At 72.9% G+C, this 24,024-nt stretch carries 17 protein-coding genes; 9 read left to right on the plus strand and 8 right to left on the minus strand.

Annotated elements, in window-relative coordinates; all coding sequences use genetic code 11:
- Window positions 1–60: 60 nt before the first annotated feature.
- Window positions 61–1,077, minus strand: a complete 1,017-nt coding sequence (locus tag AB0D01_RS11925) for a DNA-3-methyladenine glycosylase 2 family protein (protein WP_363054990.1) — start codon at window positions 1,075–1,077, stop codon at window positions 61–63.
- Between the two features lie 419 nt (window positions 1,078–1,496).
- Window positions 1,497–2,996 (minus strand): peptidoglycan recognition protein, encoded by a 1,500-nt coding sequence (locus tag AB0D01_RS11930; RefSeq protein WP_363054991.1) that lies wholly within the window; start codon window positions 2,994–2,996, stop codon window positions 1,497–1,499.
- Between the two features lie 140 nt (window positions 2,997–3,136).
- Between AB0D01_RS11930 and AB0D01_RS11935 the strand changes: the two genes are divergently transcribed.
- From AB0D01_RS11935 to AB0D01_RS11955, 5 genes are all read left to right on the plus strand, one after another.
- Window positions 3,137–3,886 (plus strand): TIGR03089 family protein, encoded by a 750-nt coding sequence (locus AB0D01_RS11935; RefSeq protein ID WP_363054992.1) that lies wholly within the window; start codon window positions 3,137–3,139, stop codon window positions 3,884–3,886.
- 246 nt (window positions 3,887–4,132) lie between these two features.
- Window positions 4,133–5,353, plus strand: a complete 1,221-nt coding sequence (locus tag AB0D01_RS11940; RefSeq protein ID WP_363054993.1) for an LCP family protein — start codon at window positions 4,133–4,135, stop codon at window positions 5,351–5,353.
- Between the two features lie 222 nt (window positions 5,354–5,575).
- Window positions 5,576–7,318 carry an LCP family protein gene (locus AB0D01_RS11945; RefSeq protein WP_363054994.1) on the plus strand — a complete coding sequence of 581 codons (1,743 nt, stop codon included), beginning with the start codon at window positions 5,576–5,578 and terminating at the stop codon, window positions 7,316–7,318.
- A 285-nt stretch (window positions 7,319–7,603) separates the two neighbouring features.
- On the plus strand, window positions 7,604–9,190 hold the full coding sequence (locus tag AB0D01_RS11950) for an LCP family protein (RefSeq protein ID WP_363055158.1): 1,587 nt from the start codon (window positions 7,604–7,606) through the stop codon (window positions 9,188–9,190).
- Between the two features lie 395 nt (window positions 9,191–9,585).
- Window positions 9,586–10,977, plus strand: coding sequence for an LCP family protein (locus AB0D01_RS11955; RefSeq protein ID WP_363055159.1), 1,392 nt, complete (start codon window positions 9,586–9,588; stop codon window positions 10,975–10,977).
- A 54-nt stretch (window positions 10,978–11,031) separates the two neighbouring features.
- On the opposite strand, the gene AB0D01_RS11960 is transcribed toward AB0D01_RS11955, so the two are convergent.
- Both AB0D01_RS11960 and AB0D01_RS11965 read right to left on the minus strand, forming a co-directional pair.
- Window positions 11,032–12,525 (minus strand): glycosyltransferase family 39 protein, encoded by a 1,494-nt coding sequence (locus tag AB0D01_RS11960; RefSeq protein WP_363054995.1) that lies wholly within the window; start codon window positions 12,523–12,525, stop codon window positions 11,032–11,034.
- 318 nt (window positions 12,526–12,843) lie between these two features.
- Window positions 12,844–13,380, minus strand: a complete 537-nt coding sequence (locus tag AB0D01_RS11965; RefSeq protein WP_363054996.1) for an acyl-CoA thioesterase — start codon at window positions 13,378–13,380, stop codon at window positions 12,844–12,846.
- 106 nt (window positions 13,381–13,486) lie between these two features.
- Between AB0D01_RS11965 and AB0D01_RS11970 the strand changes: the two genes are divergently transcribed.
- Entirely contained in the window at window positions 13,487–14,872 is a 1,386-nt protein-coding gene (locus tag AB0D01_RS11970; protein WP_363054997.1) for an LCP family protein, read from the plus strand.
- Between the two features lie 187 nt (window positions 14,873–15,059).
- A complete protein-coding gene (locus AB0D01_RS11975; protein ID WP_363054998.1) occupies window positions 15,060–16,274 on the plus strand; it encodes an acyltransferase in 1,215 nt (404 codons plus the stop codon).
- Window positions 16,275–16,373: 99 nt separating this feature from the next.
- Here AB0D01_RS11975 and AB0D01_RS11980 read toward each other — a convergent pair whose 3' ends face one another.
- From AB0D01_RS11980 to AB0D01_RS11990, 3 genes are all read right to left on the minus strand, one after another.
- Window positions 16,374–17,090, minus strand: a complete 717-nt coding sequence (locus AB0D01_RS11980; RefSeq protein ID WP_363055160.1) for a polyprenol monophosphomannose synthase — start codon at window positions 17,088–17,090, stop codon at window positions 16,374–16,376.
- A 113-nt stretch (window positions 17,091–17,203) separates the two neighbouring features.
- On the minus strand, window positions 17,204–18,286 hold the full coding sequence (locus AB0D01_RS11985; protein ID WP_363054999.1) for an NDP-sugar synthase: 1,083 nt from the start codon (window positions 18,284–18,286) through the stop codon (window positions 17,204–17,206).
- Window positions 18,287–18,745: 459 nt separating this feature from the next.
- Entirely contained in the window at window positions 18,746–19,903 is a 1,158-nt protein-coding gene (locus AB0D01_RS11990) for an acyl-CoA dehydrogenase family protein (RefSeq protein ID WP_363055000.1), read from the minus strand.
- Between the two features lie 184 nt (window positions 19,904–20,087).
- On the opposite strand from AB0D01_RS11990, the gene AB0D01_RS11995 reads away from it, so the two are divergent.
- On the plus strand, window positions 20,088–21,431 hold the full coding sequence (locus AB0D01_RS11995; protein ID WP_363055001.1) for a UDP-glucose/GDP-mannose dehydrogenase family protein: 1,344 nt from the start codon (window positions 20,088–20,090) through the stop codon (window positions 21,429–21,431).
- A 169-nt stretch (window positions 21,432–21,600) separates the two neighbouring features.
- Entirely contained in the window at window positions 21,601–22,899 is a 1,299-nt protein-coding gene (locus AB0D01_RS12000) for a glycosyltransferase family 87 protein (RefSeq protein WP_363055002.1), read from the plus strand.
- On the opposite strand, the gene AB0D01_RS12005 is transcribed toward AB0D01_RS12000, so the two are convergent.
- A complete protein-coding gene (locus AB0D01_RS12005) occupies window positions 22,896–23,951 on the minus strand; it encodes a membrane dipeptidase (protein ID WP_363055003.1) in 1,056 nt (351 codons plus the stop codon). The genes AB0D01_RS12000 and AB0D01_RS12005 overlap by 4 nt on opposite strands.
- Between the last annotated feature and the right edge of the window lie 73 nt (window positions 23,952–24,024).

The raw sequence follows: 24,024 nt of genomic DNA on the forward strand, positions 1-24,024 counted from the left end.
CGCGTCGGGGCCTTCGCGGGTCGCAGCCGGTCGGAGCCGGTCAGAGCCGGTCAGAGCCGGTCAGAGCCTTCCGATGTCGCCGCGCGGCATGCGCGGGACGCGGCGGGGCGGGGTGGGGCCGGTCAGGAGGATCAGGCGGGTCGCGCGGTGGCGTTGGCCCGCGTAGGGGGCGAGGAGTTCCAGCATCCCGGCGTCGTCGGTGTCGCGCTCGCCGGCGAGGGCGTAGCCGACGATGCGCGGGAGGTGGAGGTCTCCGGTGGTGACGGCGTCGGGGGCGCCGTTGCTGCGCTGGAGGGTCTCGGCGGAGGTCCACGGACCGATGCCGGGCACGGCCTCCAGCCGGGCGGCGGCCGGGCCGGGCTCCATCGCCGCGGCCTCCTCCAGGCGGGGGGCGACGCGGGCGGCGCGGACGATGGTCGCGGACCGTTTCGCGTCCACGCCGGCCGTGTGCCAGTCCCAGGAGGGGATCAGCGCCCAGGTGCGGGCGGTGGGCATGACGCGGAGGTCCTGGGGGCCCGGGGCGGGCTCCCCGTACCGGTGCACCAGGCGGCGCCAGGCGCGGTAGGCCTCGTCGCTGGTGACCTTCTGCTCCAGCACGGTCGGGATCAGCGATTCCAGGACCAGTCCCGTGCGGGTCAGGCGCAGGCCGGGGTGGCGGCGGTGGCCGGCGTGCACGAGGCGGTGGCGGGGGACGAAGGCGGTGGGGTCGTCGGCGGCGCCGAGGAGTTCGGGGAGCCGGTCGAGCACCCAGTCGGCGCCCTCGCCCCAGGCCTCGGCCTCCACCCGGCCGGCGGACGCGACGACGGCGACCCGGAGGGTGGCGGGGCCGGCGGGGGTGCGGGTGGCCCGCCAGACGGAGCCGTCGGGGGTGGTGCGGAAGGTGGGGTCGGCGGGGCCGCGGCGCAGGGGGCCGAGGACGAGGCCGAGGTCGAGCGGGCCGGGCGGTTCCCAGGTGCGGGCCGTGGCCCCGGCCCCGGCGGGGCGGCCCGAACCGGCGGGCACGGCGCTGCGTCCGCCCCGTACGGCGGTACGGGTGAGGGGGGCGGGGCGGGGGCGGGGATCGAAGCGGCCGGCCATCCTCCGAGCGTAGCCCCGCACGGGGGCGGGACGGCGCGGTACGGGGGCGGGGCGGCCCGCGCGGCCCCGGTGCGAGGCGGGGCGGGGCGTGCAGGGCACGTATCGCCCCGTGATGGCTGCGGGACGCGCCGGGGCGGCGGGGCCCGCCCCGGCCCGACCGGGTGTGGGGCCCGTATCGTCCCGTGGCCGCTGAGCGGTACGGACTCCCGGAGCCCGCGCCCCCACCCGGATCGGGGGCGGGGCGGCGGGACCCGCACGGCCCGTGGGCCCGGTGCGGGGCGCCGGCGCGCACGGCCCATACCGGGGCCGTGGTCGCGGGGTGGCGCGGGCGAGCCCGTACCGCCCCGCGGTCGCGGGGCGTGCCGGCGCCCCGCGGTCCCGCCCGGGGCGGGCGGGGGCGGGGCGGGGCGGGAGCGGGGTCAGCGGCCCTGGAGCTTGGCCGAGGAGGTGCGGGTCGGGGGCAGCTGGTCGTAGAGGCGGCGGCCGGGGCACTCGGTGGCGAAGCCGTCGCGGTGGCCCGCGATGACGTTCATCTTCACGCTGCTGCCCTTGGCGTACTTGTTGCCGCCGCCCGACTTCAGGGTCGTCTTGGCGCGCGGGTCCCGTCCGAAGAGGCCGAGCTTCCACGCGGTGAGCGAGGCCACCGCGTCGACGGCGGCCTTCGGGGGCGCCGTGGAGGCGTAGGAGCCGATGACGGCGACGCCCATGCTGTCCGTGTTGAAGCCCATGGTGTGGGCGCCGAGGACCGCCTTGGCGACGCCGCCCGCGCGTCCCTCGTAGACGGTGCCGCAGCGGTCGACGGCGAAGTTGTAGCCGATGTCGCGCCAGCCCTCGCTGACCACGTGGTAGCGGTAGAGGCTGCGCAGCACCGCCGGGGCGTCCTTGCAGGCGTAGTTGTTGCCGGAGGCGGTGTGGTGGACGAAGGCCGCCTTGACGGTGCTCGTGTAGACGAAGCCCTCCTCGCGCAGGTTCTCGTCGGCGCCCCAGCCCCGCCGGGTGACGATGCGCGGGCGCGGGCCGATGAAGGGGGCCGCGGCCGCTTCGAGGGCGCCGTCGCTCGCGAGGACGGCGTCGGCGGTGGAGTCGGCCTTGTCGAGGGCGGGGATCTCCACGGCGCCGAGCCGGGCGTGCGGGACGTTGGCGGCGGAGGACTCCGCGCCCGGCATCGTCATGGCGGGCAGCGCGGCCGCCGCGTCGCCCTTGTCGTCGCCGGGGCGGGAGGCCCGTCCCGCGTTTTTCGCGTCGGGCACGGCCTTCGCGTCGGGCACGGCCTGCCCGGCGGGCGCGGGGCGGGCGGCGGGCGTCGCCGGGGCCGGCACCCCCACGGGCCGCTCCGCGCCCGGGTCGACCAGCTCGATCCGCATCCCGGACGGCAGCGTCGACGCGGCGCGGGTGCTCGCGCCGCCGCTCTCCGCCTGGACCCGTACCTCGATGCCGTCGGAGGGGCCCACCCACAGCGGGGCGGTGCTGCCTCGGACGCGGCCCGAGCCGCGTTCGACCGCGTCGGGGTCGGCGGCGTGTTCGCCGTTGTGGGTCTCGACGTCCTGCCAGTCGCTCCAGTCGGAGGTCCCCGCGTGGCGGGTGCGGACCTGGACCCGGCCCACGAGCCGCGTGGCCGCGTCGTCCCACACGACGCCGACCAGCGAGAACGTCGTGACCTCGTGCGCGGTCAGCCCGCGGGTCTCGGGCAGGTCGGGCGGGGTGCTCATGCCGGGGACACCGGGGATCCGTCCGGTGGACGGTCCCAGCGGGACCAGGGGCAGGGATTGGGTGGACCCTCCGGGGGTCACGGGGGCGACCGCTGCGGGGGCTGTCCGGGACGAAGGCGCGTCGGCCTGGGCGGAGGAGGGGAGCGCGAGTGGCAGGGCCAGTGCGGCCGCCGTCGCGACGCCGATCGAGGAAGCAAGGAATCCACGCATGGAAGCGATGCTGAACACACCCACCACGAAGCGCCATCGGAGAACTGACGATCCGTCCGACAATCCGCGCGCACCGCTTCCCCTGGACGGACGATCCGGTGCCCTCCGTACGAGGGACGGGCCCGCGTACGCTGGGCCCGGTGAACGCCACTGACCGCACCCCTGCCGACCTGCTGCGATCCGCGCTCGCCGCCGATCCGGGCCGCCCCCTCGTCACCTTCTACGACGACGCCACGGGCGAGCGCGTCGAATTGTCCGTCGCCACCTTCGCCAATTGGGTGGCCAAGACCGCCAACCTGCTCCAGGGCGACCTGGGCGCGCAGCCGGGCGACCGGCTCGCGCTCCTGCTCCCCGCGCACTGGCAGAGCGCCGTGTGGTTGCTCGCCTGCTCCTCCGTCGGGGTGGTCGCCGAGGTGGGCGCGGATCCCGCCGGCGCCGACCTGGTGGTGAGCGGGCCCGACACCCTGGAGGAGGCCCGCGCCTGCTCCGGCGAGCGGGTCGCGCTCGCGCTGCGCCCCCTGGGCGGCCGCTTCCCGCAGCCGCCCGCCGGTTTCGCCGACTACGCGGTGGAGGTGCCGGGGCAGGGCGACCGCTTCGCGCCCTTCGCCCCGGTGGACGCCGCGGGCCCGGGCCTCGTCGTCGGGGGCGAGGAGCTCTCGCAGGCGGAGGTCGTGGCGCGCGCCGCCGAGGACGCCGCCAAGGCCGGCACCGCCGGGGCCCGCGTGCTGTCGGGGCTGGGCTACGACGGCTGGGAGGGGCTGTCGGCCGGTCTCTACGGGGCCCTGGCCACGGGCGGCTCCGTGGTGCTGTGCCGCAACCTGGACCGGTTGGCTCCGCAGGCGCTGGCGCAGCGGGTCGAGAGCGAGCGGGTCACCCACACCGCCGCCTGAGGCACCCGGCCCGGCGCCTGAGGCACCCGGCCCGTCGGCGGGCCCGCCGGCGGCCCGTGCCGAACGGCTCGCGCCGGCGGCCCCATCCGGGCGGTCCGGCGAACATCGCACGATTTGTCACCCACATGGCCCTTTACGAGGCCCTGCCCCCGGGCCGTCTCCGTCACCCGGGGGCAGGATCGGCTCACGGTCGTACTCACCCGTACGGCTGACATCCGGTTTCGGCGTGGGGACGGAGCGCTAGTGATGGACAGCGCGGGCATACCGGGCACCGGGGCGGTCGGGGGAGCATCGAAGCCCCCGCCGCCGCGACGGAGCCGACTGCTGCGCCGGCTCGGAATCGGAATCGTCCTCCTGGTCCTCCTCGGGACCGCGGCGGGCTGGTGGCTGTACGCGAAGCTCGACGGGAACATCCACGTCGACACCTCCGCCGAGGCCGAGCTGCGCCGCTACGAGCGCGAGCGCCCGGCGAGCGTCGCGGTCGGCTCGCAGAACATCCTGCTGATCGGCACCGACTCCCGTTCGGGCCGGGCCAACTCGGGCTACGGGCAGGACCGGGGCACCCAGCGCTCGGACACCACGATCCTGCTGCACCTGCCCGCGGACCGGCGCAGCGCCACGGCCGTGTCGATCCCCCGGGACCTGATGACGCGGATCCCGTCCTGCGGCGGCGCGGACGGCTCGCGCACCCCCGAGCGGTTCGCGCAGTTCAACTGGGCCTTCGAGTGGGGCGGGGCGGCCTGCACGATCCGTACGGTGGAGCGGCTGACCGGGATCCGGATCGATCACCACATGGTCGTGGACTTCGGCGGGTTCAAGAGGATGGTCGACGCGGTCGGCGGCGTGGAGGTCTGTCTGCGGGAGCCGATCGACGACACGGCGGCCAAGCTGCGGCTGCCGGCCGGTCGGCAGACCCTGCGGGGCGAACAGGCGCTCGGTTTCGTCCGGGCCCGTCACAGCCTGGGCAACGGCAGCGACACCGAACGGATGCAGCGCCAGCAGGAGTTCCTCGGCTCGCTGGTGAAGAAGGTGCAGGGCAACGGCGTCCTGCTGAACCCGACGCGGCTGTACCCGCTGCTGGACGCGGCCACCTCCTCGGTGACCACGGACGCGGGGCTGGCGTCGCTGCGCGGCCTGTACGAACTCGTGCGGGGCGTCCGGGACATACCGACCGAGCAGGTCAAGTTCCTTACGGTGCCCCGCCGCCCGTACGCCCCCGACCCGAACCGGGACGAGCTGCTGGAACCGGACGCGACCCGGCTGTTCCGGCAGCTGCGGGCGGACCGGCCGTTGACGATCACCCCGCCCTCCCCGACGCCCACGACGGGGGCCCGCGAGGGGGCCGGTCCGCAGGTCGGTCCGGGGGCCGTCTCGTGGCTGACGCGGTCGGAAAGCGGAACCTCGGACGCACCCGTTCCGGCCCCCACGTTCACCGGAACGACGGCCGGTACGGCCGATTGCCGGTAAAGCAATCCAAAAGCCGGAGGTCCAACCGATCCGCTTGGGGGGTTTGGGGCGTTATGAGGGCAGTGGATTTCGTCACCGGCATGGTTTGCAGCTGACCTGGGCGGATAAGGTGAGCGATCCGGTGCACCGGAAGCGAAGAGACCGTGCACCAGCAGCCGGATCGTTGACCGCGCGCCTGGGGGGAGGCGCGTCGTGAGGCACCGACGGAGGATTCGAGCAACCGTGGATGCGCAAAGCCGTGGGCGGGCGGACGAGATCGACCCCGCTGACCAGTGGGTTCTCAATCCCCGCACTGGCAACTACGAACTGCGACTGGGCCATTCCGCTGCGCAGCAGCGTTCCGTCGCCGCCCCCCGCAGAACCCGCAGGTCCCCCGCCGCGCCCCCGGCGCCCAAGCCCGCGTCGCCGGGCGTACCCAAGCCGCGCCGCGGCGACGGCCCGCCGCCCGGCGGCCGTCGGGGCGGCCGCTCGCGCAAGGCGACCGGCGGCGGTCCGGAGCGGCGCCGCAGGGCGTTGATGGTCACGGGCGGAACCCTCGCCTTCCTGTTGGTGGGCGGCGCGTTGGGCTCGTACCTCTACTACGAGCACCTGAACGGGAACCTCAAGGTCATCGACACCGGCCAGTCGGGCAGCTTCAAGAAGGACCAGCCGATCAACATCCTGGTCATCGGCACCGACAAGCGCAGCGGCGAGGGCAACGAGGGCTACGGGGACGCCGAGAGCGTCGGCCACGCCGACACCACGATCCTCTTCCACGTCGCCAAGGACCGCAGCAACGCCACCGCGTTGTCCATCCCCCGCGACCTGATCACCGACATCCCGGACTGCCCCACGAAGCAGTCGGGCGGCTCGGTGAAGCAGATCCCCGGCACCAAGGCGACCCGCTTCAACAACAGCCTGGGCCAGGAGGGTCGCGACCCGGGCTGCACGATGCGTACGGTCAAGGCGCTCACGGGCGTCGAGGTCGACAACTTCATGATGGTCGACTTCAACGCGGTGAAGAACCTGAGCACGGCCGTGGGCGGGGTGCCCGTCTGCGTGGAGAAGGACGTCAACGACCGGGACTCCAAGCTGAACCTGAAGGCGGGCGAACACCGGCTCCAGGGGGAACAGGCCCTGGCCTTCGTCCGCACCCGGCACGCCTTCGGCAACGAGAGCGACCTGGACCGCATCAAGACGCAGCAGCAGTTCCTGGGTTCGATGATGCGCGAGATGAAGTCCAAGGAGACGCTGACCAGCCCGAAGAAGTTCTTCTCGCTGGCGGAGGCGGCCACGAAGTCGCTGACGGTGGACCAGGGACTGGGCTCCATCGCCAAACTCACCGATCTCGCCGGTGAACTGAAGGACATCAACCTGAAGAACGTCACCTTCACGACGCTTCCGGTGCTCGACAACCCGAACGAGCCCTCCAGCCGCAAGGCGACCGTGGTCCTCAACCCGGCCCAGGCCGACCCGCTGCTGAAGATGATCCGCGAGGACGTCTCGCTCACCGAGGTCGAGAAGAAGGAGCACGCCGCGAAGGAGGCGGCCGAGGCCGACGCGAAGAGCCGGCAGGACGCGCTGCTCCAGGGCAACCGCGCGCCCGCCGCCGACGTCCGAGTGGATGTGTACAACGGCGGAGGGCCGCCCGGAGCGGCGTCCACGACCCTGACCTGGTTGCAGAACTCCAAGGGCGTCCTGAAGGCGACCAACCACGGCAACGCCTCCGCGCGCCTGGCCGCCACCCAACTGGAATACGCTCCCAACCAGGCCGACCAGGCCCGGGCCCTGGCGGACATGATGGGGCTGTCCGCGGCGGCGTTGAAGGTGGGGACGGTGGACGCGGGGCCGAGGACCCCGATGAAGCTGACCCTGGGCTCCGACTTCAAGGAGCCCGGAGCCGCGCTCGGCGCTCCGGAGCAGCCGCAGCAGGCGCCCGAGGGGCTGCAGCGGGTCGAGGCGGACAAGGCGATCTGCGCCAGGTGACCGGACGACGGTTACGGCGCGGTGCGTCGATCGACCGCCGGTGACGGGCGGTAGCCGGAGGGCCCGGCACAATACCGACCAGTAGAGATCTTGAGGGGGGTACGCGTGAAGCACAGCGGCGTGCGTGGGGAGGGTACGCCCGACCAGGCCGGCGGCGGCATATCCGACGACGGCGAGGAGGGCGCCGAGAGCGCGTCCGGCACGGTGCCCCGGCCCCGGAAGGGATCGGACGGGTCCCGTCCGGCCGCCGGCGGGGCGATACCCGTCCGGCGCAGACGTCGGCGGGTGCTGTTCTGGGTGTCGTCCGTGACCGCGTTCCTGATCCTGGGGACCTCGGCGGCCGGCTACCTCTACTACCGCCACCTCGACGGCAACATCCGCAGCGGTCAGCGCCTCAGCGGGGACAGCGGTGTGGAGAAGTCCCACGCCAACGCCAAGGGCCAGCGCCCGCTGAACATCCTGTTGCTCGGCTCCGACAGCCGCAACAAGCCGGAGAACCTGGAGCTGGGCGGCAGCCACGACAGCGTCGGGGCCCCGCCGCTCGCGGACGTGCAGATGCTGCTGCACGTGTCGGCCGACCGGGAGAACGCCTCCGTGGTGAGCATCCCGCGTGACACCCGGGTGGAGATACCCGAGTGCACGGACCCGAAGACGGGTCAGAAGTACAAGAAGTCCACCGCGATGATCAACGAGTCCCTGGGACGCGGCGGCCCCGGCTGCACCCTCGCCACCTGGGAGAAGCTGGCCAACGTCTACATCGACCACTGGATGATGATCGACTTCACCGGTGTGGTGCAGATGGCCGACGCGATCGGCGGCGTCCCCGTCTGCGTCAAGGACAACGTGTGGGACCGGCCGCTGGCCACCTCCGGCGGCGGCTCCGGCCTCAAGCTCACAGCGGGCACCACCAAGATCAAGGGCGAGCAGGCGCTCCAGTGGCTGCGCACGCGGCACGCCTTCAGCAGCGACCTGGGCCGGGCGCAGGCCCAGCACATGTACATGAACTCGATGATGCGCGAGCTCAAGGGCCAGAACGCCTTCACCGACGTCGGCCGGATCACGGCCCTGGCCGAGGCGGGCACCAAGGCGCTGGAGGTCTCCGAGGAGATCGGGTCGGTCAAGAAGCTGTTCAACCTGGCGATGCAGCTGAAGGACGTGCCCACCAACCGCATCACGATGACGACGATGCCGACCTTCCCCGACCCGCGGGACAGCAACCGGCTGATACCGAACGCGGCGGACGCCGACAAGCTGTGGACGATGGTCCGCAAGGACGTGCCCTTCGACAAGAACGGCGCCCCGCAGACCCCGGAGAGCTCCGCGCCGGCCCAGCCGGGCGCCGGCGCGAGCCCGCAGCCGAGCGGCTCCGCCTCCGCGCAGCCGGGCGCCGCGTCCTCCGCCCCGACGCAGCCCTCGCCGCCGGCGCAGCCGGAGCAGCAGCCGTCCAAGGCACCCGTCACCACCCCCGACAGGATCCCGGTGAGCGTGGTCAACGGCACCGCGTCCGGTATGCCGCTGGTGCCCCGGCGGGCCAACACCATCGCCGAGGCCCTGGTCGCCAAGGGGTTCACCGCCGCCCGGGCGGACAGCGCCCTGACCCCGGAGAAGAGCACCGTGGTGCGCTACCCGACGGCCGACCTGGCCGACGAGGCGCAGAGCGTCGCGGCGGCCCTGGGCATCCCGTCCTCCGCCGTGCAGCCCGCGGCCGGCATCCAGGGCGTCACGCTGGTGGTCGGCGCCGACTGGCGCGACGGGACCGCCTACCCGCACCCGGAGCCGCCGCAGGCCGGCGCGGTGCCGGACACGGCGGACGCGCTCAACGGCTCGGACAGCGGGGCGTGCATGGAGGTCTACAAGCCCTACCGCTGGTAGCGGTGGCGGCGACGAGGTGAGGGGGAGCGCCCCGCGCGGTCACGCGGACGGCGCTCCTCGTCCGGCACCGCACCGGCACGGTCGCCGAGACCGCGGTGCCGGGCGGGCATGCCGTCCGGCACGGTCGGGTATCGGTGGGACGTTACCGCGTACGGGGGAAACGGGTGCGCGGCGGACGAGCGGTACGGACAGAGGTTGATCGTATGGGCCTACTGTTCAGACGAATCTGAAGAATCTGCCGCATTCCCTGACCGGTACCCGTGCTGTCCCCCGCGGAGGTGTCCCCCGTGCCCCAGCCGCACCGTCCCGTCCGAACCGCCGGTCCGCCCCGCCCGCCGCGTGCGCGCGGCGCCGGCGGCCAGGCCCGGCGCCGGCGCGACCGGCCGCGGTGGGGGGTGCGGATCGCCGCCGGGCTGTCGTTGATCGTGCTGGGCTCCGGGGCGGTCGGACACGCCGTGATGACCGGCCTGGACACCGGCATCCAACGGGTCGACCCCTTCAAGGACATGAAGAACCGCCCCCAGGCCGGCAACGGCCAGAACTTCCTGCTCGTCGGCACCGACGGCCGCGACAAGATCACCCCGGAGGAGAAGCGCGAGTACCGGCTCGGCGGCGCGCCCTGCCACTGCACCGACACGATCATGCTGGTGCACCTGTCCGCCGACAAGGAACGGGCCAGCGTCATCAGCCTGCCCCGCGACAGCTACGCCGAGGTCCCCGCCCACCGGGACCTCGTCACCGGCAAGGCCCACAAGGCCCACCCCGTGAAGCTGAACGCCGCCTACGCCGAGGGCGGGCCGAACCTCACCGTGCGCACCGTCGAGAACATGACCCGCGTGAAGATCGACCACTACCTGGAGGTCGACTTCACCAGCTTCATGAAGACCGTCGACGCCATGGGCGGCGTCGACATCTGCACCGCCAAGACCATGCGCGACAGCCACACCGGACTCGACCTGCTGCCCGGCACCCACCGCCTGACCGGCGGCCAGGCCCTCCAGTACGTCCGCTCCCGGTACATCGACGGCGCCTCCGACCTGGGCCGGATGCAGCGTCAGCAGCGGTTCGTCGCCGCCCTGATCAAACAGGCCACCGGCGGCGGCGTCCTGCTCAACCCGGTCAAGTTCAAGCAGGTCAGCTCCACCCTCCTGGGGTCGGTGCGCGCCGACAGGGACTTCGGCTCGGAGCAGATGCTCGCCCTGGGACAGGCCATGCGGGACTTCACGCCCTCCTCCTCGGAGTTCGCCTCGGTCCCCGTCGGGGACCCCTCCTACCCCGTCAAGGGCATCGGGTCGACCGTCAAGTGGGACGAGGCGAAGGCCGCCAAGCTCTTCGAGGCCCTGCGCCAGGACCGTCCGCTCGCCCCGGCCCGGCCCGGCCGACCGGCGAGCCGGCCCGCCGCCGTCCCCGTCGACGTCCCGCCGCAGCAGGTCCGCGTCCAGGTGGAGAACGGCACCCGCATCGACGGCCTCGGCGGCCGGGTGGACGCCGCGCTGCGCGCGACCGGCTTCGACACCACCCGGGCCCCCGGCAACGGCGCCAGCCGCGAGGTGCGGCGCACGGTGATCGCGTACGACCCCCGCTGGGACCGCTCGGCCCGTACGGTGTCGGCGGCGCTGCCCGGGGCGGAGCTGCGCGCGGTCCCCAAGCAGGGCCGGACGGTCCTGGTCATCGCGGGCGCCGACTACCGCAAGGTGGTGGCGGTGCGGGCGGAGGACCCCTACCAGGGCGCCGTCGGCGTGGTCACCGGCGACCAGGTGGTGTGCGGCGAGCCGCCGTCCTCCTGAGGCCGGGTCGTCGCCCTCCCGGACCGGCCGTCCCGCGGGGCGGCCGGCGCCGGCTCAGCGGACCCGTTCCAGCAGGCTGACGCGCAGGCCGCGCACGGGCGTGGTCGAGGCCACCCGGTAGTGGTCCCCGAGCGCCCGCGCCTGCTCCGCCGGGAGCTTGCCGAAGGCGTCCGTGCCGGGGGCGTTGCGGACGACCAGCCAGATCCTGCGGGTGTCGCCGAGGCACCGCTCGGGCCGGCCGCACTCCACCGGGAAGAGGTCGTCGCTCGCGACGGCCGACTTCTCGACGAAGACGTCGCGGAGCGCGACCCGCGCCGGCAGGTGGTACTCGATCTGGAAGTCCGTCATGTACACCCGCTCCGCGTCGCCGCGCAGCGGGACGAAGCCGTCGCCGGCGCGGTAGCCCTTGGCGATGACCGCCGCCGCGGCCCGACCGTCCGCGGACTCCTTCGCCCGCTCGGTGCGCAGTTGGCGCTGGTCGGGCAGCCCGAGCAGGATCAGGGCGGCCAGTCCCGCGGCCCCGACCGCGCGCGGCTTCAGCGCGGCCAGGCCGGCGGCGGCCAGGACGGTCCAGGCGGGCAGGGTGAAGAGCACGTAGCGGTCGATGAAGTACGAAGTGCTGCCCTGCGAGACCACGTAGACGGCCAGGATCGGCAGGGCGCCCAGGAGCAGCAGTTCGACGGCCGGCCGCCGCCCGCGGCTCCAGGCCAGCGGCAGCAGCGCCGTCGCGGCCACGGCCAGCGCGACCAGCGGGGAGCCGAACAGGTTGTCCCACAGGCCGGCGATGTCGCGCAGGTGCGGGGTACGGATCCAGCTGATCTGGCGGCCGACCTGACTGCGCCCCAGCAGCACCAGCGGGATCACCGGCACCAGGCCGAGGCCGGCGGCGAGCGCGAAGCCCACCACGGTCCGCCCGCGCCGGCTCGCCCGCGGGCGCAGCAGCACGATCAGCGCGTGCGGCAGCAGGAACAGCAGGGAGACCATGTGCAGCAGACCGGCGACGGTCACCAGCGCCCCGTACGCGGCCCAGCGCCCGGGGCCGGGCCGCTCCAGCGCCCGCAGCAGCAGCCACGTCGCGGCGGCCACCGCGAGCACGACGAAGGCGTACGAGCGGGCCTCGGTGCCGTAGCGGGTCACCGCGGGCAGCAGGGCGAACAGCAGCCCGGCGAAGACCGCGGTGCGGCGGTCGAAGAGGGTGCGGGCGATGAGCACGACGAAGGCGGCGGAACCCGCCATGGCCAGCGCGGACGGCAGCCGCAGCATCGCGGCGGAGTCCCCGACGACCGAGACCCAGCCGTGCAGCAGGAGGTAGTAGAGGCCGGAGACGGCGTCGACGTTGCCGAGCATGCCCACCAGTTCGCCGGTGGTGCGCGAGGCGGCGTTCCAGCTGGCGAGCTCGTCGCGCCACAACTGCGGGGTGCCGGCGCGGAAGGTGGTGACCGCCAGGGTCAGCAGCGCCGCCCACAGCCAGTCGGGACCGGGCACCCGGCGGCGCGTCCGCCCGCGGGCGGACAGGGCGGCGGGCGGGGTCTGCGTGGCAGTGGGCATCAGGGATCTCCGCGGCCGACCCGATGGGCGGACCGGTCGTGGCCGGTGGTGGGCGCGCCGTCGCTCGCGCGGAGCCGGACGTCGGCGGACCAGTGTACGGGGACCCGATAAGACGGCGGTATGACCGCGGTACGGACGGGGGTGGCGACGCGGCGCCGCCGGGCCCCGGAAGCGGGTGCCGACGCGGTGCGGCCGAGCCCCGGAAGCGGGTGCCGACGCGGTGCGGCCGAGCCCCGGGAGCGGTGCCGCCGGGTCCGCGAGCGGGTGGCGACGCGGTGCGGCCGGGCCCGGGAGCGGTGCGGCCGGGCCCCGGGGCGGTCAGTCGTCGAGGCCCTCGGCGGCGCGGCGCGCGCGCAGTTCGGTGATGGCCTGGCGGCGGGCGAGGCGGTGGGTGCGCCGGATCTGGGCCTCCTGGTAGCGCCGCTCGTCCTGCTCGGTCTCGGGGATCACCGGCGGGACCTGGCGGGGCTTGCCCTCGGAGTCCACGGCGGTGAAGACGAGGTAGGCGCTGCCGACCTGGGTGGCGGGCGTGGACTCGTTCCACCGCTCCGCGAGGACCCGTACGCCGATCTCCATCGAGGAGCGGCCGGTCCAGTTGCACTGCGCCCGGACGTGGACGAGGTCGCCGACGCGGACCGGGGCCAGGAAGGCCATCTCGTCCATGGAGGCGGTCACGGCCGGCCCGCCCGAGTGGCGTCCGGCGACGGCACCGGCGGCGTCGTCCACCAGCTTCATGATCACACCGCCGTGCACCGTGCCGAGGAGGTTGGTGTCGTTCGCGGTCATGATGTGGCTGAGGGTGGTCCGGGACGCCGAGATCGGCTTCCCGGGCGGTGCGGCCGGTGTTTCTGTCATACCGCCACCTTAAGTGCGTCCCGCGGGCATCAGCTCTGCAACAGCCCCGGTACGAACCCCGGCCCGGGGTGTCCTGCGACACTCCCCGCCAGGCATCCTTGTGCGCATGAGTGACTGGGACGGGTGGAACGGCGAGCGCGACGCGCGCGGCCGCCGCGATGACGGGTACGGACGCGGCGGCGGACAGGCGCAGCCGGAGGGGCCGCAGCGGATGCGGCACGTCCAGCGGCAGCCGCAGGCGCAGCCCCCGCGCCCGCCCCGGCCCCCGCAGCAGGCTCCGCGCCGGCCGGCCGGTCCCCCGGTCCCGCAGCAGGCGCCGCCGGGTGGCCGTCCCGGGTACGGGGTGCCCCCGCAGCAGACGCAGGGGCCGGACGCGCACGGGTCCTCGTACGACAGCGGCTACAACACCGGCCAGGTCTACGGGACCCCCTCGGGCCCCGGCGGACCGGGCCGCGGCGGACGACCGGGCGGTCCCGGCGGATCGGGCCGACCGGGCGGACCGGCCGGGCCTCCCCCGGACTGGCGCAAGCGGATCAAGGTCGGTTCGATCGTGCTGGTCTCCGTGTTGTTCGTCACCACGGTCGGCACCTACTTCTGGGCCGACTCCAAGGTGCGCCGCGAGGTCGACCTGTCCAAGGTGATCGAGCGCCCCAAGGAAGGCGACTGCACGACCTACCTGATCGTGGGCTCCGACAGCCGCGAGGGCATGTCCGACGAGGAGAAGAAGAAGCTCCACACGGGCTCCGCCGAGGGCAAGCGCACCGACTCGATGATGATCCTCGCCAAGTGCTCCAGCGGGAACACCATGATCTCGCTGCCCCGCGACTCGGACGTGGAGATCCCCTCCTTCGTCGGCTCCAAGTCCGGCAAGAAGTTCCCCGCCCAGGGGCGCCGGGTCAAGCTGAACGCCGCGTACGCGGAGGACGGTCCGGAGCTGCTGGTGCGCACGGTCGAGTACAACACCGGCCTGCGCATCGACCACTACGCCGAGATCGGTTTCGCCGGCTTCGCGAACATCGTGGACGCCTTGGGCGGCGTGGAGCTGGACATCGAGCAGGGCTTCAAGGACGAGAAGTCGGGCGCGGACTTCAAGGCGGGCCGGCAGACCCTCAACGGCGAGCAGTCGCTGGCCTTCGTCCGCACCCGCTACGCCTTCGCGGAGTCGGACCTCCAGCGGACGAAGAACCAGCAGAAGTTCCTCGCGGCCCTGGCGAGCCAGGCCGCGACGCCGGGCACCGTCCTCAACCCCTTCTCCCTGTACCCGTTGCTGGGCGCCGGCCTGGACACGCTGATCGTGGACGGGGACATGGGGCTGTGGGACCTGGGGCAGATGTTCTTCGCGATGAAGGGCGTCAACAGCGGTGACGGGGTGTCGATGAACATGCCGATTTCCGGCCAGCGCGGCGGAAACCTCGTGTGGGACAAGGCGAAGGTCCAGGAGCTGGTCAAGCAGATCCAGAAGGACGAGAAGGTGACCGTCAGGGGTCAGTGAGGGGGCGTGCGGGGGGTGTCCACCGGTCACACGTACGGGTAGGCTCGGGCGGGCGCTGTGGACAGTCCGAGGGTTTTCTCGTAAGACTGTGGCGGCCCGTCCGCCGGGGGGAACGTACGGCCGGGCCCTTTCCCGGCGCGGCCGTCGCACATGCGGGCACGCGTCCGTCCTGCCCGTGGAGCCTCCCATGTCCCTTCATCCGTCCCCGCACGTCCTCGACGACCGGCGGGAGGACGGCGAGCGACCACACGAGACCCCCCTCGGCCGTCCCGTCGCCGGCGGGGCCTCCGTGCCCGGACAGGCCCGCTCCTCGACGCCCCCCGCCCGTCCCCGGCTGCGGATCCTGGACGGACTGCGGATCCTGGCGGCGGTGTTGGTGCTCGTGCACCACTACACCCGCCAGGAGGTGTGGGGGCGCGACGAGTTCGGCTGGCTGACCGTGGTGGGCCGCTACAGCTGGCTCGGCGTGGAGCTGTTCTTCATGATCAGCGGCTTCGTGATCTGCATGTCCGCGTGGGGGCGTCCGCTCGGCAGCTACCTGCGCAGCCGCGTGATCCGCCTGGCGCCGGCCTACTGGTTCTGCGTCCTGGTCACCATGGGCGTGCTGCTGGCCGTGGGCAAGCCCTTCGGGGGCGCGGGCCCGGGGCTGAGCCAGATCCTGACCAACCTGACGATGGTGCAGACCCCGCTGGGCTCCGCCCCGCTGGACCCCTCGTACTGGACCCTCTGGTCCGAGGTGCGCTTCTACCTGATCTTCGCGGTGGTCGCCTGGACCGGGCTGACGTACCGCAAGGTGCTGAACTTCTGCTGGATCTGGACCGTCCTGTCCCTGCTGGCGCCCGGTTCGGGCCTGCCGATCCTGCACGTCCTGGCGAACCCGGACTACTCGCCCCTGTTCATCTCCGGCATCTGCTTCTACCTGATCCGCCGCGAGGGGCCGCGCGCCGGCGAGCCGTGGGTGCTGCTGGCCTTCTCCTGGCTGCTGATGCAGCGCTGGCTGAACGACATCGTGCGCTGGAACACGGTCAAGGGCGACCGGCTCTCCTGGGAGATGTGCCTGCTCATCGTGACCCTGGCCTACGTGGTCATGGCCGCGGTGGCCCTCGGATGGCTGGACCGCGTCGACTGGCGCTGGCTTTCGGTCGCGGGCGCCATGTCCTACCCCCTCTACCTGCTGCACCAGCAGATCGGGGTGACCCTGCTCGCGAAGTGGCACAAGGACGTCGAGCCGTGGACGCTGATGCTGTCGGCGATGGCCGTGATGGTGCTGGCGTCCTGGCTGATCCAACGGTTCGTGGAACGGCCGCTCTCCGGACGCCTGAAGCGGTTCCTGGAGAGCCGTCCGCCGCGCGGGCGGGACGGGGAGCGGCCCGCCCGGAAGGCCGCGCAGGGCGCTCCGTAGGGGCGGGCACGGGGCCGTCGGCACGAGAAGGGTCGGTACAAGAAGGAAGGGGCACCCCCGAGGGGGTGCCCCTTCCTCATGCGCGGGTGTGCGCGTGGGTCACTTGCCGGCGCGGGCGCGCAGCTTCCACGGCATCGCGATGGACTCCAGCTGGACGGCCAGGTTCATCTTGGACTCGCCGACGGTGCGGTCCTCGAAGTGGATCGGGACCTCCATCACCTGGAAGCCGCGGCGCAGGGCCTTGTACTTCATCTCCACCTGGAAGCTGTAGCCGGCGCTGCCGATCGACGCGAGGTCGATGGCCTTCAGCGCGGGGGCGCTCCACAGGTTGAAGCCGCCCGTGATGTCGCGGACGCGGGTGCCGAGGATGGTGCTCGCGTACGCGTTGGCCCAGCGGGAGAGCAGCTTGCGGTGCGCGCCCCAGGCGTCGGAGAGGGTGCCGCCCGGCACGTAGCGGCTGCCGACGACGAGACCGGCGCCGGTGGAGCGGGCGACGCCCAGCATCTCGGCGATCTTGCCGGCCGGGTGGGAGCCGTCCGCGTCCATCTGGAGCACGTACTCGGCGCCGTCCTCGACGGCCTTGGCCATGCCGGCGGCGTAGGCGCGGCCGAGGCCGTCCTTCGCGGTGCGGTGCAGGACCGACATGCGGGGCTTGCCGTCCTCGGTGAGGAAGCCCTCCGCCAGCTCGTCGGCGATCTTGCCGGTGCCGTCGGGAGAGGAGTCGTCCACGATCAGCAGGCGCAGGCCCGGCTGGTCGAGGCCCATGAGCAGCTCCACCATGCCGGGGAGGTTGCCCGCCTCGTTGTAGGTGGGCATGACCACGGTGAGCGGCGTGTGCGCCCAGGTGTCGGGGAGCTTGGTGGTCGCGACGTCGGTCGCGCGGGAAGTCTGCTGCTCGCCTATCACAGGTTGTGCCTCACTGAAGTTGGTCACCGGTCGGAGGAGAAGCGGACGGCGGCGTCGGGCAGTTCAGCCTCGCACCACACCCGCACCCCTGCGCGAAGTTCGTTGTCAGCCCCTACGACGGCACCGTCACCGACGACCGCGCCGTTCACCACCGTGCGCGAGCCCACCGAGGCGCCGGCGCCGATGAGGCTGGCGCTCACCACCGTGTCCGGGCCGAGGATCGCACCGTCCAGCACGATCGAGCCCTGGACGACCGCACCCGATTCGATCCGGGCGCCGGCACCCACCACGGTACCGCCCGAGAGCTTGGCTCCGTCGGCGACCTGGGCACCCGGGAGGACGAGGGCCTCGCCGCGGGGGCCGGGGACGGCCGGGGAGGAGACGACGCCGCGGACGAGGTCGGCCGAGGCCTGCACGAAGGACTCGGGCTTGCCGAGGTCCAGCCAGTAGGTGTCCTCGGTGACGCCGTGCAGCTTGGCGCCGGAGTCGAGGAGGCCGGGGAAGGTCTCGCGCTCGACGGATACCGGTCGCCCGGCCGGGATGGAGTCGATGACGCTGCGTCGGAAGACGTAGCAGCCGGCGTTGATCTGGTCGGTGATGATCTCTTCGGGGGTCTGCGGCTTCTCGGTGAAGGCCAGCACCCGTCCCTCGGAGTCGGTGGGGACCAGACCGAAGGCGCGGGGGTCCTCGACGCGCACGAGGTGCAGGGAGACGTCGGCGTCGGCGTCCTGGTGCGACTGGACCAGGCCCGCGATGTCGAGGCCGGTCAGGATGTCGCCGTTGAAGACGAGGACCGGGGAGTCCGGGCCGCCGGTCAGGCGCTGGGCGGCGTTGCGGATGGCACCGCCGGTGCCCAGCGGCTCGTCCTCGACGACGTATTCGAGAGTGATGCCGAAGTCGGATCCGTCGCCGAAGTAGGGCTCGAAGACCTCGGCGAGGTAGCAGGTGGCCATCACGATGTGCGTGACACCGGCGGCGGCGGCCCTGGCTATCTGGTGGGCGAGGAACGGGACACCCGCGGCCGGAACCATCGGCTTGGGGGTGTTCACCGTCACGGGGCGCAGTCGCGTCCCCTGCCCGCCGACCAGCAGGATCGCTTCCGTCATTTTGTTCTCTCCCCAACCGGTTCAGGCGTACGAAGCATCAAAGTTAGCCCATCCGGGGAAGTACCAAGGCCGGAGGCGGCCCGGGCGGGGCGCCGGCGGCAACGTTCCGGTTACGGCGGGTTCCGCACCATGACGGCGCGCCGGGGCCCGTACGCCCCGCGTCGTCCTCTTTGGACGCGCGGGATTCGGCCGTCGGAGCGGAAGACGCACTGATCAGCGGCGGACCTTCCGCTCACCGCCCGTGGCCGGCGGGGGCGGGCGGCCCGCCCGTGCGGGCGGGCGCGGGGCGGCGCGGCGGCCGTCGTGGCGGGGCCGGTGGGGGCGCCGCGTGCGCCCGCTGGATCGGAATCGTTACAAACGCTGCGTGAGCGGCGGGCCCGTGCGGGCGCCCGGTCCCGGGCATGGCGCAGCGGCCCCCGACGTGGTGCCGGGGGCCGTGGGCCGGATGCGCTCGGGGCGTTACGGCAGGTTGCGCGCCATGACGATGCGCTGGACCTGGTTGGTGCCCTCGTAGATCTGCGTGATCTTCGCGTCGCGCATCATGCGCTCGACCGGGTAGTCGCGGGTGTAGCCGTAGCCGCCGAGGAGCTGGACGGCGTCGGTGGTGACCTCCATGGCGACGTCGGAGGCGAAGCACTTGGCCGCGGCGCCGAAGAAGGTGAGGTCGCCGTCGACGCGCTCGGACTTGGCGGCGGCGGAGTACGTCAGCTGGCGGGCGGCCTCGATCTTCATGGCCATGTCCGCGAGCATGAACTGCACGCCCTGGAAGTCGCCGATCGGCTTGCCGAACTGCTTGCGCTCCTGGACGTAGCCCTTGGCGTAGTCGAGGGCGCCCTGGGCGATGCCGAGGGCCTGCGCGGCGATGGTGATGCGGGTGTGGTCGAGGGTCTTCATCGCGGTGGCGAAGCCGGTGCCCTCGGCGCCGATCATGCGGTCGGCGGGGATGCGCACGTTGTCGAGGTAGACCTCGCGCGTCGGGGAGCCCTTGATGCCGAGCTTCTTCTCGGGGGCGCCGAAGGAGACGCCCTCGTCGCCCTTCTCCACGACGAAGGCGCTGATGCCCTTGGAGCGCTTCTCCGGGTCGGTGACGGCCATGACCGTGTAGTACTCGGAGACGCCCGCGTTGGTGATCCAGCGCTTGACGCCGTTGAGCACCCAGAAGTCGCCGTCGCGCACGGCGCGGGTCTTCATGCCGGCGGCGTCGGAGCCCGCGTCGGGCTCGGACAGGGCGTACGAGAACATCGCGTCGCCCTTGGCCAGCGGGCCGAGGTACTTGGCCTTGAGCTCCTCGGATCCGGAGAGGATCACCGGGAGGGAGCCGAGCTTGTTCACGGCCGGGATAAGAGAGGAGGAGGCGCACACGCGGGCCACCTCCTCGATCACGATCACGGTGGCGAGGGCGTCGGCCCCGGCACCGCCGTAGGTCTCCGGGACGTGGACGGCGTGCAGGTCGCTTGCGACCAGGGCGTCGAGGGCCTCCTGCGGGAAGCGGGACTCCTCGTCGACCGCGGCGGCGAACGGCAGGATCTTCGCCTCGGCGAGCGAGCGGACGGACTCGCGGAGCATGTCGTGCTCCTCGGCCGGGCGGTACAGGTCGAAGTCGGCAGAACCCGCCAAGACTCTCACTCCCCATGTGTGATGCGTGATGCTAACTACCGTTAAGTAACCGAAATCTTAGTGTCCGGCGCCCCGCCGGCGATATGTACCGCGCACGTGAGCTGCGTGACAGCGGAGAGCGTCCCCCACGGGGGGCGGCACTATGCTCGGGTGCCGCAAACGGCCCCGCACCTCTGGAGCACCCATGGCCCCCCTCAAGATCACCGTGATCGGCACCGGCTACCTCGGCGCGACGCACGCCGCCGCGATGGCCGAGCTGGGCTTCGAGGTGTTGGGCCTGGACGTGGTGCCGGAGAAGATCGAGATGCTGGCCCGGGGCCGGGTCCCCATGTACGAGCCCGGACTGGAGGAACTCCTCGCCGCGCACGTCGCCGGCCTGCCGGGCTCCACCGGGCGGCTGCGCTTCACCACCTCCTGGGAGGAGGTGGGCGCCTTCGGCGACGTCCACTTCGTCTGCGTGAACACCCCGCAGAAGCACGGCGAGTACGCCTGTGACATGTCGTACGTCGACTCGGCGATGGAGTCCCTGGCCCCGCACCTGACCCGGCCGGTGCTCGTGGTCGGCAAGTCGACCGTGCCCGTGGGCTCCGCCGAGCGGCTCGCGGCCCGGCTCGCCGAGCTGGCGCCGGCCGGCGAGGACGTGGAGCTGGCCTGGAACCCCGAGTTCCTGCGCGAGGGATTCGCCGTCCGGGACACGCTGCACCCCGACCGGATCGTCATCGGCGTCCGGGGCGAGCGCGCGGAGAAGGTGCTGCGCGAGGTGTACGAGACCCCGATGTCCGAAGGCAGCCCTCTGGTGGTCACCGACTTCCCGACGGCGGAGCTGGTGAAGACCGCCGCGAACTCCTTCCTCGCCACGAAGATCTCCTTCATCAACGCCATGGCGGAGGTCTGCGAGGCGGCCGGCGGCGACGTGGCCAAGCTGGCCGAGGCCATCGGCCACGACGACCGGATCGGCGCGAAGTTCCTGCGCGCCGGCATCGGCTTCGGCGGCGGCTGCCTGCCCAAGGACATCCGCGCCTTCATGGCCCGCGCCGGCGAACTGGGCGCCGACCAGGCCCTGACCTTCCTGCGCGAGGTCGACTCCATCAACATGCGCCGGCGCGGCCACATGGTGGAGCTGGCCCGCGAGGCCGTCGGCGGGTCCTTCCTCGGCAAGCGCGTCGCCGTGCTCGGGGCCACCTTCAAGCCGGACTCCGACGACGTCCGCGACTCCCCCGCCCTCAACGTCGCCGGGCAGATCCACCTCCAGGGCGGACAGGTCACCGTCTACGACCCCAAGGGCATGGACAACGCCCGCCGCGTCTTCCCGACCCTCGGCTACGCCGACTCCGCGCTGGAGGCCGCGCGCGGAGCCGAGGTCGTCCTGCACCTGACGGAGTGGAGCGAGTTCCGCGAGCTCGACCCCGTCGTCCTCGGCGAGGCCGTCACCGACCGGCTCGTCCTGGACGGGCGCAACGCGCTGGACGCGGCCCGGTGGCGGGCGGCCGGCTGGACCTACCGCGCGATGGGGCGACCGCGCGCGTAGGAACACGTGCGGGAAGGGGTGCGGCGGCGGGGCGGCGAGGCGGCCCCGTACCGGCTTTTCCCTTGGGGGAGTTCGGGTGCGACGGCCCGACCAGGGCGTATACCGATACCCAGTTTTGAACGACCTCAGTCAAAGAAGTGGAATAAATGACTGGGTAGACTTCGGGCCGATGACCACGACCAGCAGCCTCCCGACCAACCCCACCGCATCTGCGACGGCGGCGCCCGCCACGCGTGACCGGCGGGGATCCTTCGAAGCAGCCATGCGCGGACGCGGGGCCCTGTGGGGCATCGCGGGCTTCTGGCTGGCCTCCCGGGCAGCGATGCTCTGGATGCTCGTCAACGACTTCTTCAGCTCGAACGTCGTCCGCGTGGAGGTCACCGCGACCTACCACAACTGGTACAACGTCCTCGTCACGGGGACGCTGCCGCAGAACGACATCATGTGGCAGTACCCCCCGGCGGCCGCGGCGATCTTCCTCTCGCCCGACCTGCTCCCCTTCCTCAGCTACTTCCAGGCCTTCGTCGCGCTGACCGTCCTGTGCGACGGCCTGCTGCTGCTCGGCCTGATACGCGTGGCCCGCCGCAACGACGGCAGCATGGCCGGCGCGGTGCTGTGGCTCGTCACGCTGCCGATGATGATGGCCACCCCGTTCGCCCGCTACGACATCCAGGTCACGCTGCTCGCCGTCGGCTCGCTGCTGTTCCTGCGCTACCGGCCCCTGGTCGGCGGTGCCATCGCCGGCATCGGCGCCATGGTCAAGGTGTGGCCGCTGCTCACGCTGCTCGGCACCCCGCGCGGCAAGTCCACGCGTCAGGCCTTCGTCTCCGCGGTCGTCTCCGCCCTCGCGCTGCTCGGCGTCTTCGCGCTGCTGTTCCGCGACACCTTCGGCTTCCTCGGCAACCAGGGCGACCGCGGCGTGCAGGTCGAGTCCCTCGGCGGCAGCGCGCTGATGGCCGCCCGCCTCGTCGACCTGTGGCCCGGCAAGATCAACTTCCAGTACGGCGCCTTCGAGTACGTCGGCCCGTACGTGTCGAGCATCGCGCGGGCCTCGCTCGGCCTGACCGTGATCGGCTTCCTGCTGCTCCTGCTGTGGCGCGTCAAGGCCAACCGCTGGTCGAACGCGACGCCCTTCGACGCCGCGCTCTGCGCCATCCTGGTCTTCACCGTCACCAGCCGGGTCATCAGCCCGCAGTACATGATCTGGCTGCTCGGCCTCGCCGCCGTCTGCCTGACCTCCCGGCACACCACCCAGCGTCCGATCGCCTGGCTGCTGGTCGTCGCCAACGCCCTGACCACCCTGATCTTCCCGATCTGGTACGGCTCGGACATCCTGGAGAACACCACGCTCGGCACCATCCTGCTGTGCGCGCGCAACGGTCTCCTGCTGTACGCCACCGTGTGGTCCGGCATCCGCCTGTGGAAGGCCACCGTCCTGCCGAAGCACGCACTGGCCGGACGGGCCTAAGAGGATCTTCGGTGCTGCGCGGCGCGGGCCGTGAACTCCGCGTCGCGCAGCACCCGCTGGGCGTTGCCCCAGGTGAGCAGGGCCAGGTCGGCCTCCGACCAGCCCCGCTCCAGTAGTTCCGCGATCAGCCTCGGGTAGCCCGAGGGATCGGTCAGACCGGCCGGCCGGGCCGTGCCCGGCTCCGCGCCGAAGGCGGCGCCCAGGCCCACCCCCTGCGCACCCGCGAGCGCCCGTACGTGCTCCACGTGGTCCGCGACCGCGTGCAGGGAATCCCCGGTGCGCGCGGTGTCGAAGGTGACCATCACCAGGCCGTTCGCCGCGCGCAGCGCGAGCATCACCTCGTCCGTGACGTTGCCCGGATGCGGGTTGAGCGCGGCGGCCCCCGCGTTCGAGACGATCACCGGGGCCTTGGAGGCCGCGGCGAGCTGGCAGGCCGCCACGGGCGGGCAGCCCGTCAGGTCCAGCACCATCGCCAGCCGGTTCGCCTCCCGCACCACCTCGTGGCCGAAGGCCGTCAGCCCCTCCTGCGCCCAGGGCGCCCCCGCCGGCGCGAGCAGGCGCACGCCGAGGGAGTGGAAGGCGCGCAGCGCGCCCAGCGAGCCGGTGAGGGTGCGGCCGGAGACCGGGCCGAGGAAGGAGGCGATGCGTCCGCGGTTGCGGGCGTCGGCCATGTCGTCGGGGGTCAGCGCGAGGCACAGCCGGTCGGGGTAGCGGCGCATCAGGGCGAGTGCCACGTCGATCTGTTCGAGGGTCTCCGACACGACCGGGTCGCCGACGGCCGCCTCGTGGGGCGTCAGCAGCGTCCAGAACTGGGCGCCCACGCCGCCGGAGCGCAGCCTCGGGATGTCGGTGTCGACGCCGCCGTCGGGGGTGTCGATGTCGTGGTACGGGCTGTGGCGCAGGGTCCAGACGAGGGTGTTGCACCCGTCGGCGACGGGGTGTGCGGCGAGCAGGGCGGCGGCGCGGTCGAGGGCACCGGCCGGGGAGGTCGCGGCGGGGAGGTCCTCGGCGCCGACGCCGAGGGTCTGCGGTTCATCCTGCAGGTCGGCCATGGCGTTCGCTCCGGGGTCTCGGAGTCGGCAGGGAGAGTGGTGCCCACCGTGACACGTGAGGCGTGGGGGGTGC

The sequence above is a fragment of the Streptomyces sp. NPDC048606 genome (assembly GCF_040650855.1).
Classification (GTDB): Bacteria; Actinomycetota; Actinomycetes; order Streptomycetales; family Streptomycetaceae; genus Streptomyces.

Excerpts from the sequence above, each read along its gene's own strand:
- AB0D01_RS12005 (WP_363055003.1), bottom strand. The coding sequence starts at position 23,951 with ATGGCCGACCTGCAGGATGAACCGCAGACCCTCGGCGTCGGCGCCGAG.
- AB0D01_RS11930 (WP_363054991.1), bottom strand. The coding sequence starts at position 2,996 with ATGCGTGGATTCCTTGCTTCCTCGATCGGCGTCGCGACGGCGGCCGCA.
- AB0D01_RS11995 (WP_363055001.1), top strand. The coding sequence starts at position 20,088 with ATGGCCCCCCTCAAGATCACCGTGATCGGCACCGGCTACCTCGGCGCG.
- AB0D01_RS11985 (WP_363054999.1), bottom strand. The coding sequence starts at position 18,286 with ATGACGGAAGCGATCCTGCTGGTCGGCGGGCAGGGGACGCGACTGCGC.
- AB0D01_RS11940 (WP_363054993.1), top strand. The coding sequence starts at position 4,133 with ATGGACAGCGCGGGCATACCGGGCACCGGGGCGGTCGGGGGAGCATCG.
- AB0D01_RS11960 (WP_363054995.1), bottom strand. The coding sequence starts at position 12,525 with ATGCCCACTGCCACGCAGACCCCGCCCGCCGCCCTGTCCGCCCGCGGG.
- AB0D01_RS11965 (WP_363054996.1), bottom strand. The coding sequence starts at position 13,380 with ATGACAGAAACACCGGCCGCACCGCCCGGGAAGCCGATCTCGGCGTCC.
- AB0D01_RS12000 (WP_363055002.1), top strand. The coding sequence starts at position 21,601 with ATGACCACGACCAGCAGCCTCCCGACCAACCCCACCGCATCTGCGACG.
- AB0D01_RS11970 (WP_363054997.1), top strand. The coding sequence starts at position 13,487 with ATGAGTGACTGGGACGGGTGGAACGGCGAGCGCGACGCGCGCGGCCGC.
- AB0D01_RS11975 (WP_363054998.1), top strand. The coding sequence starts at position 15,060 with ATGTCCCTTCATCCGTCCCCGCACGTCCTCGACGACCGGCGGGAGGAC.
- AB0D01_RS11980 (WP_363055160.1), bottom strand. The coding sequence starts at position 17,090 with ATGCCCACCTACAACGAGGCGGGCAACCTCCCCGGCATGGTGGAGCTG.
- AB0D01_RS11925 (WP_363054990.1), bottom strand. The coding sequence starts at position 1,077 with ATGGCCGGCCGCTTCGATCCCCGCCCCCGCCCCGCCCCCCTCACCCGT.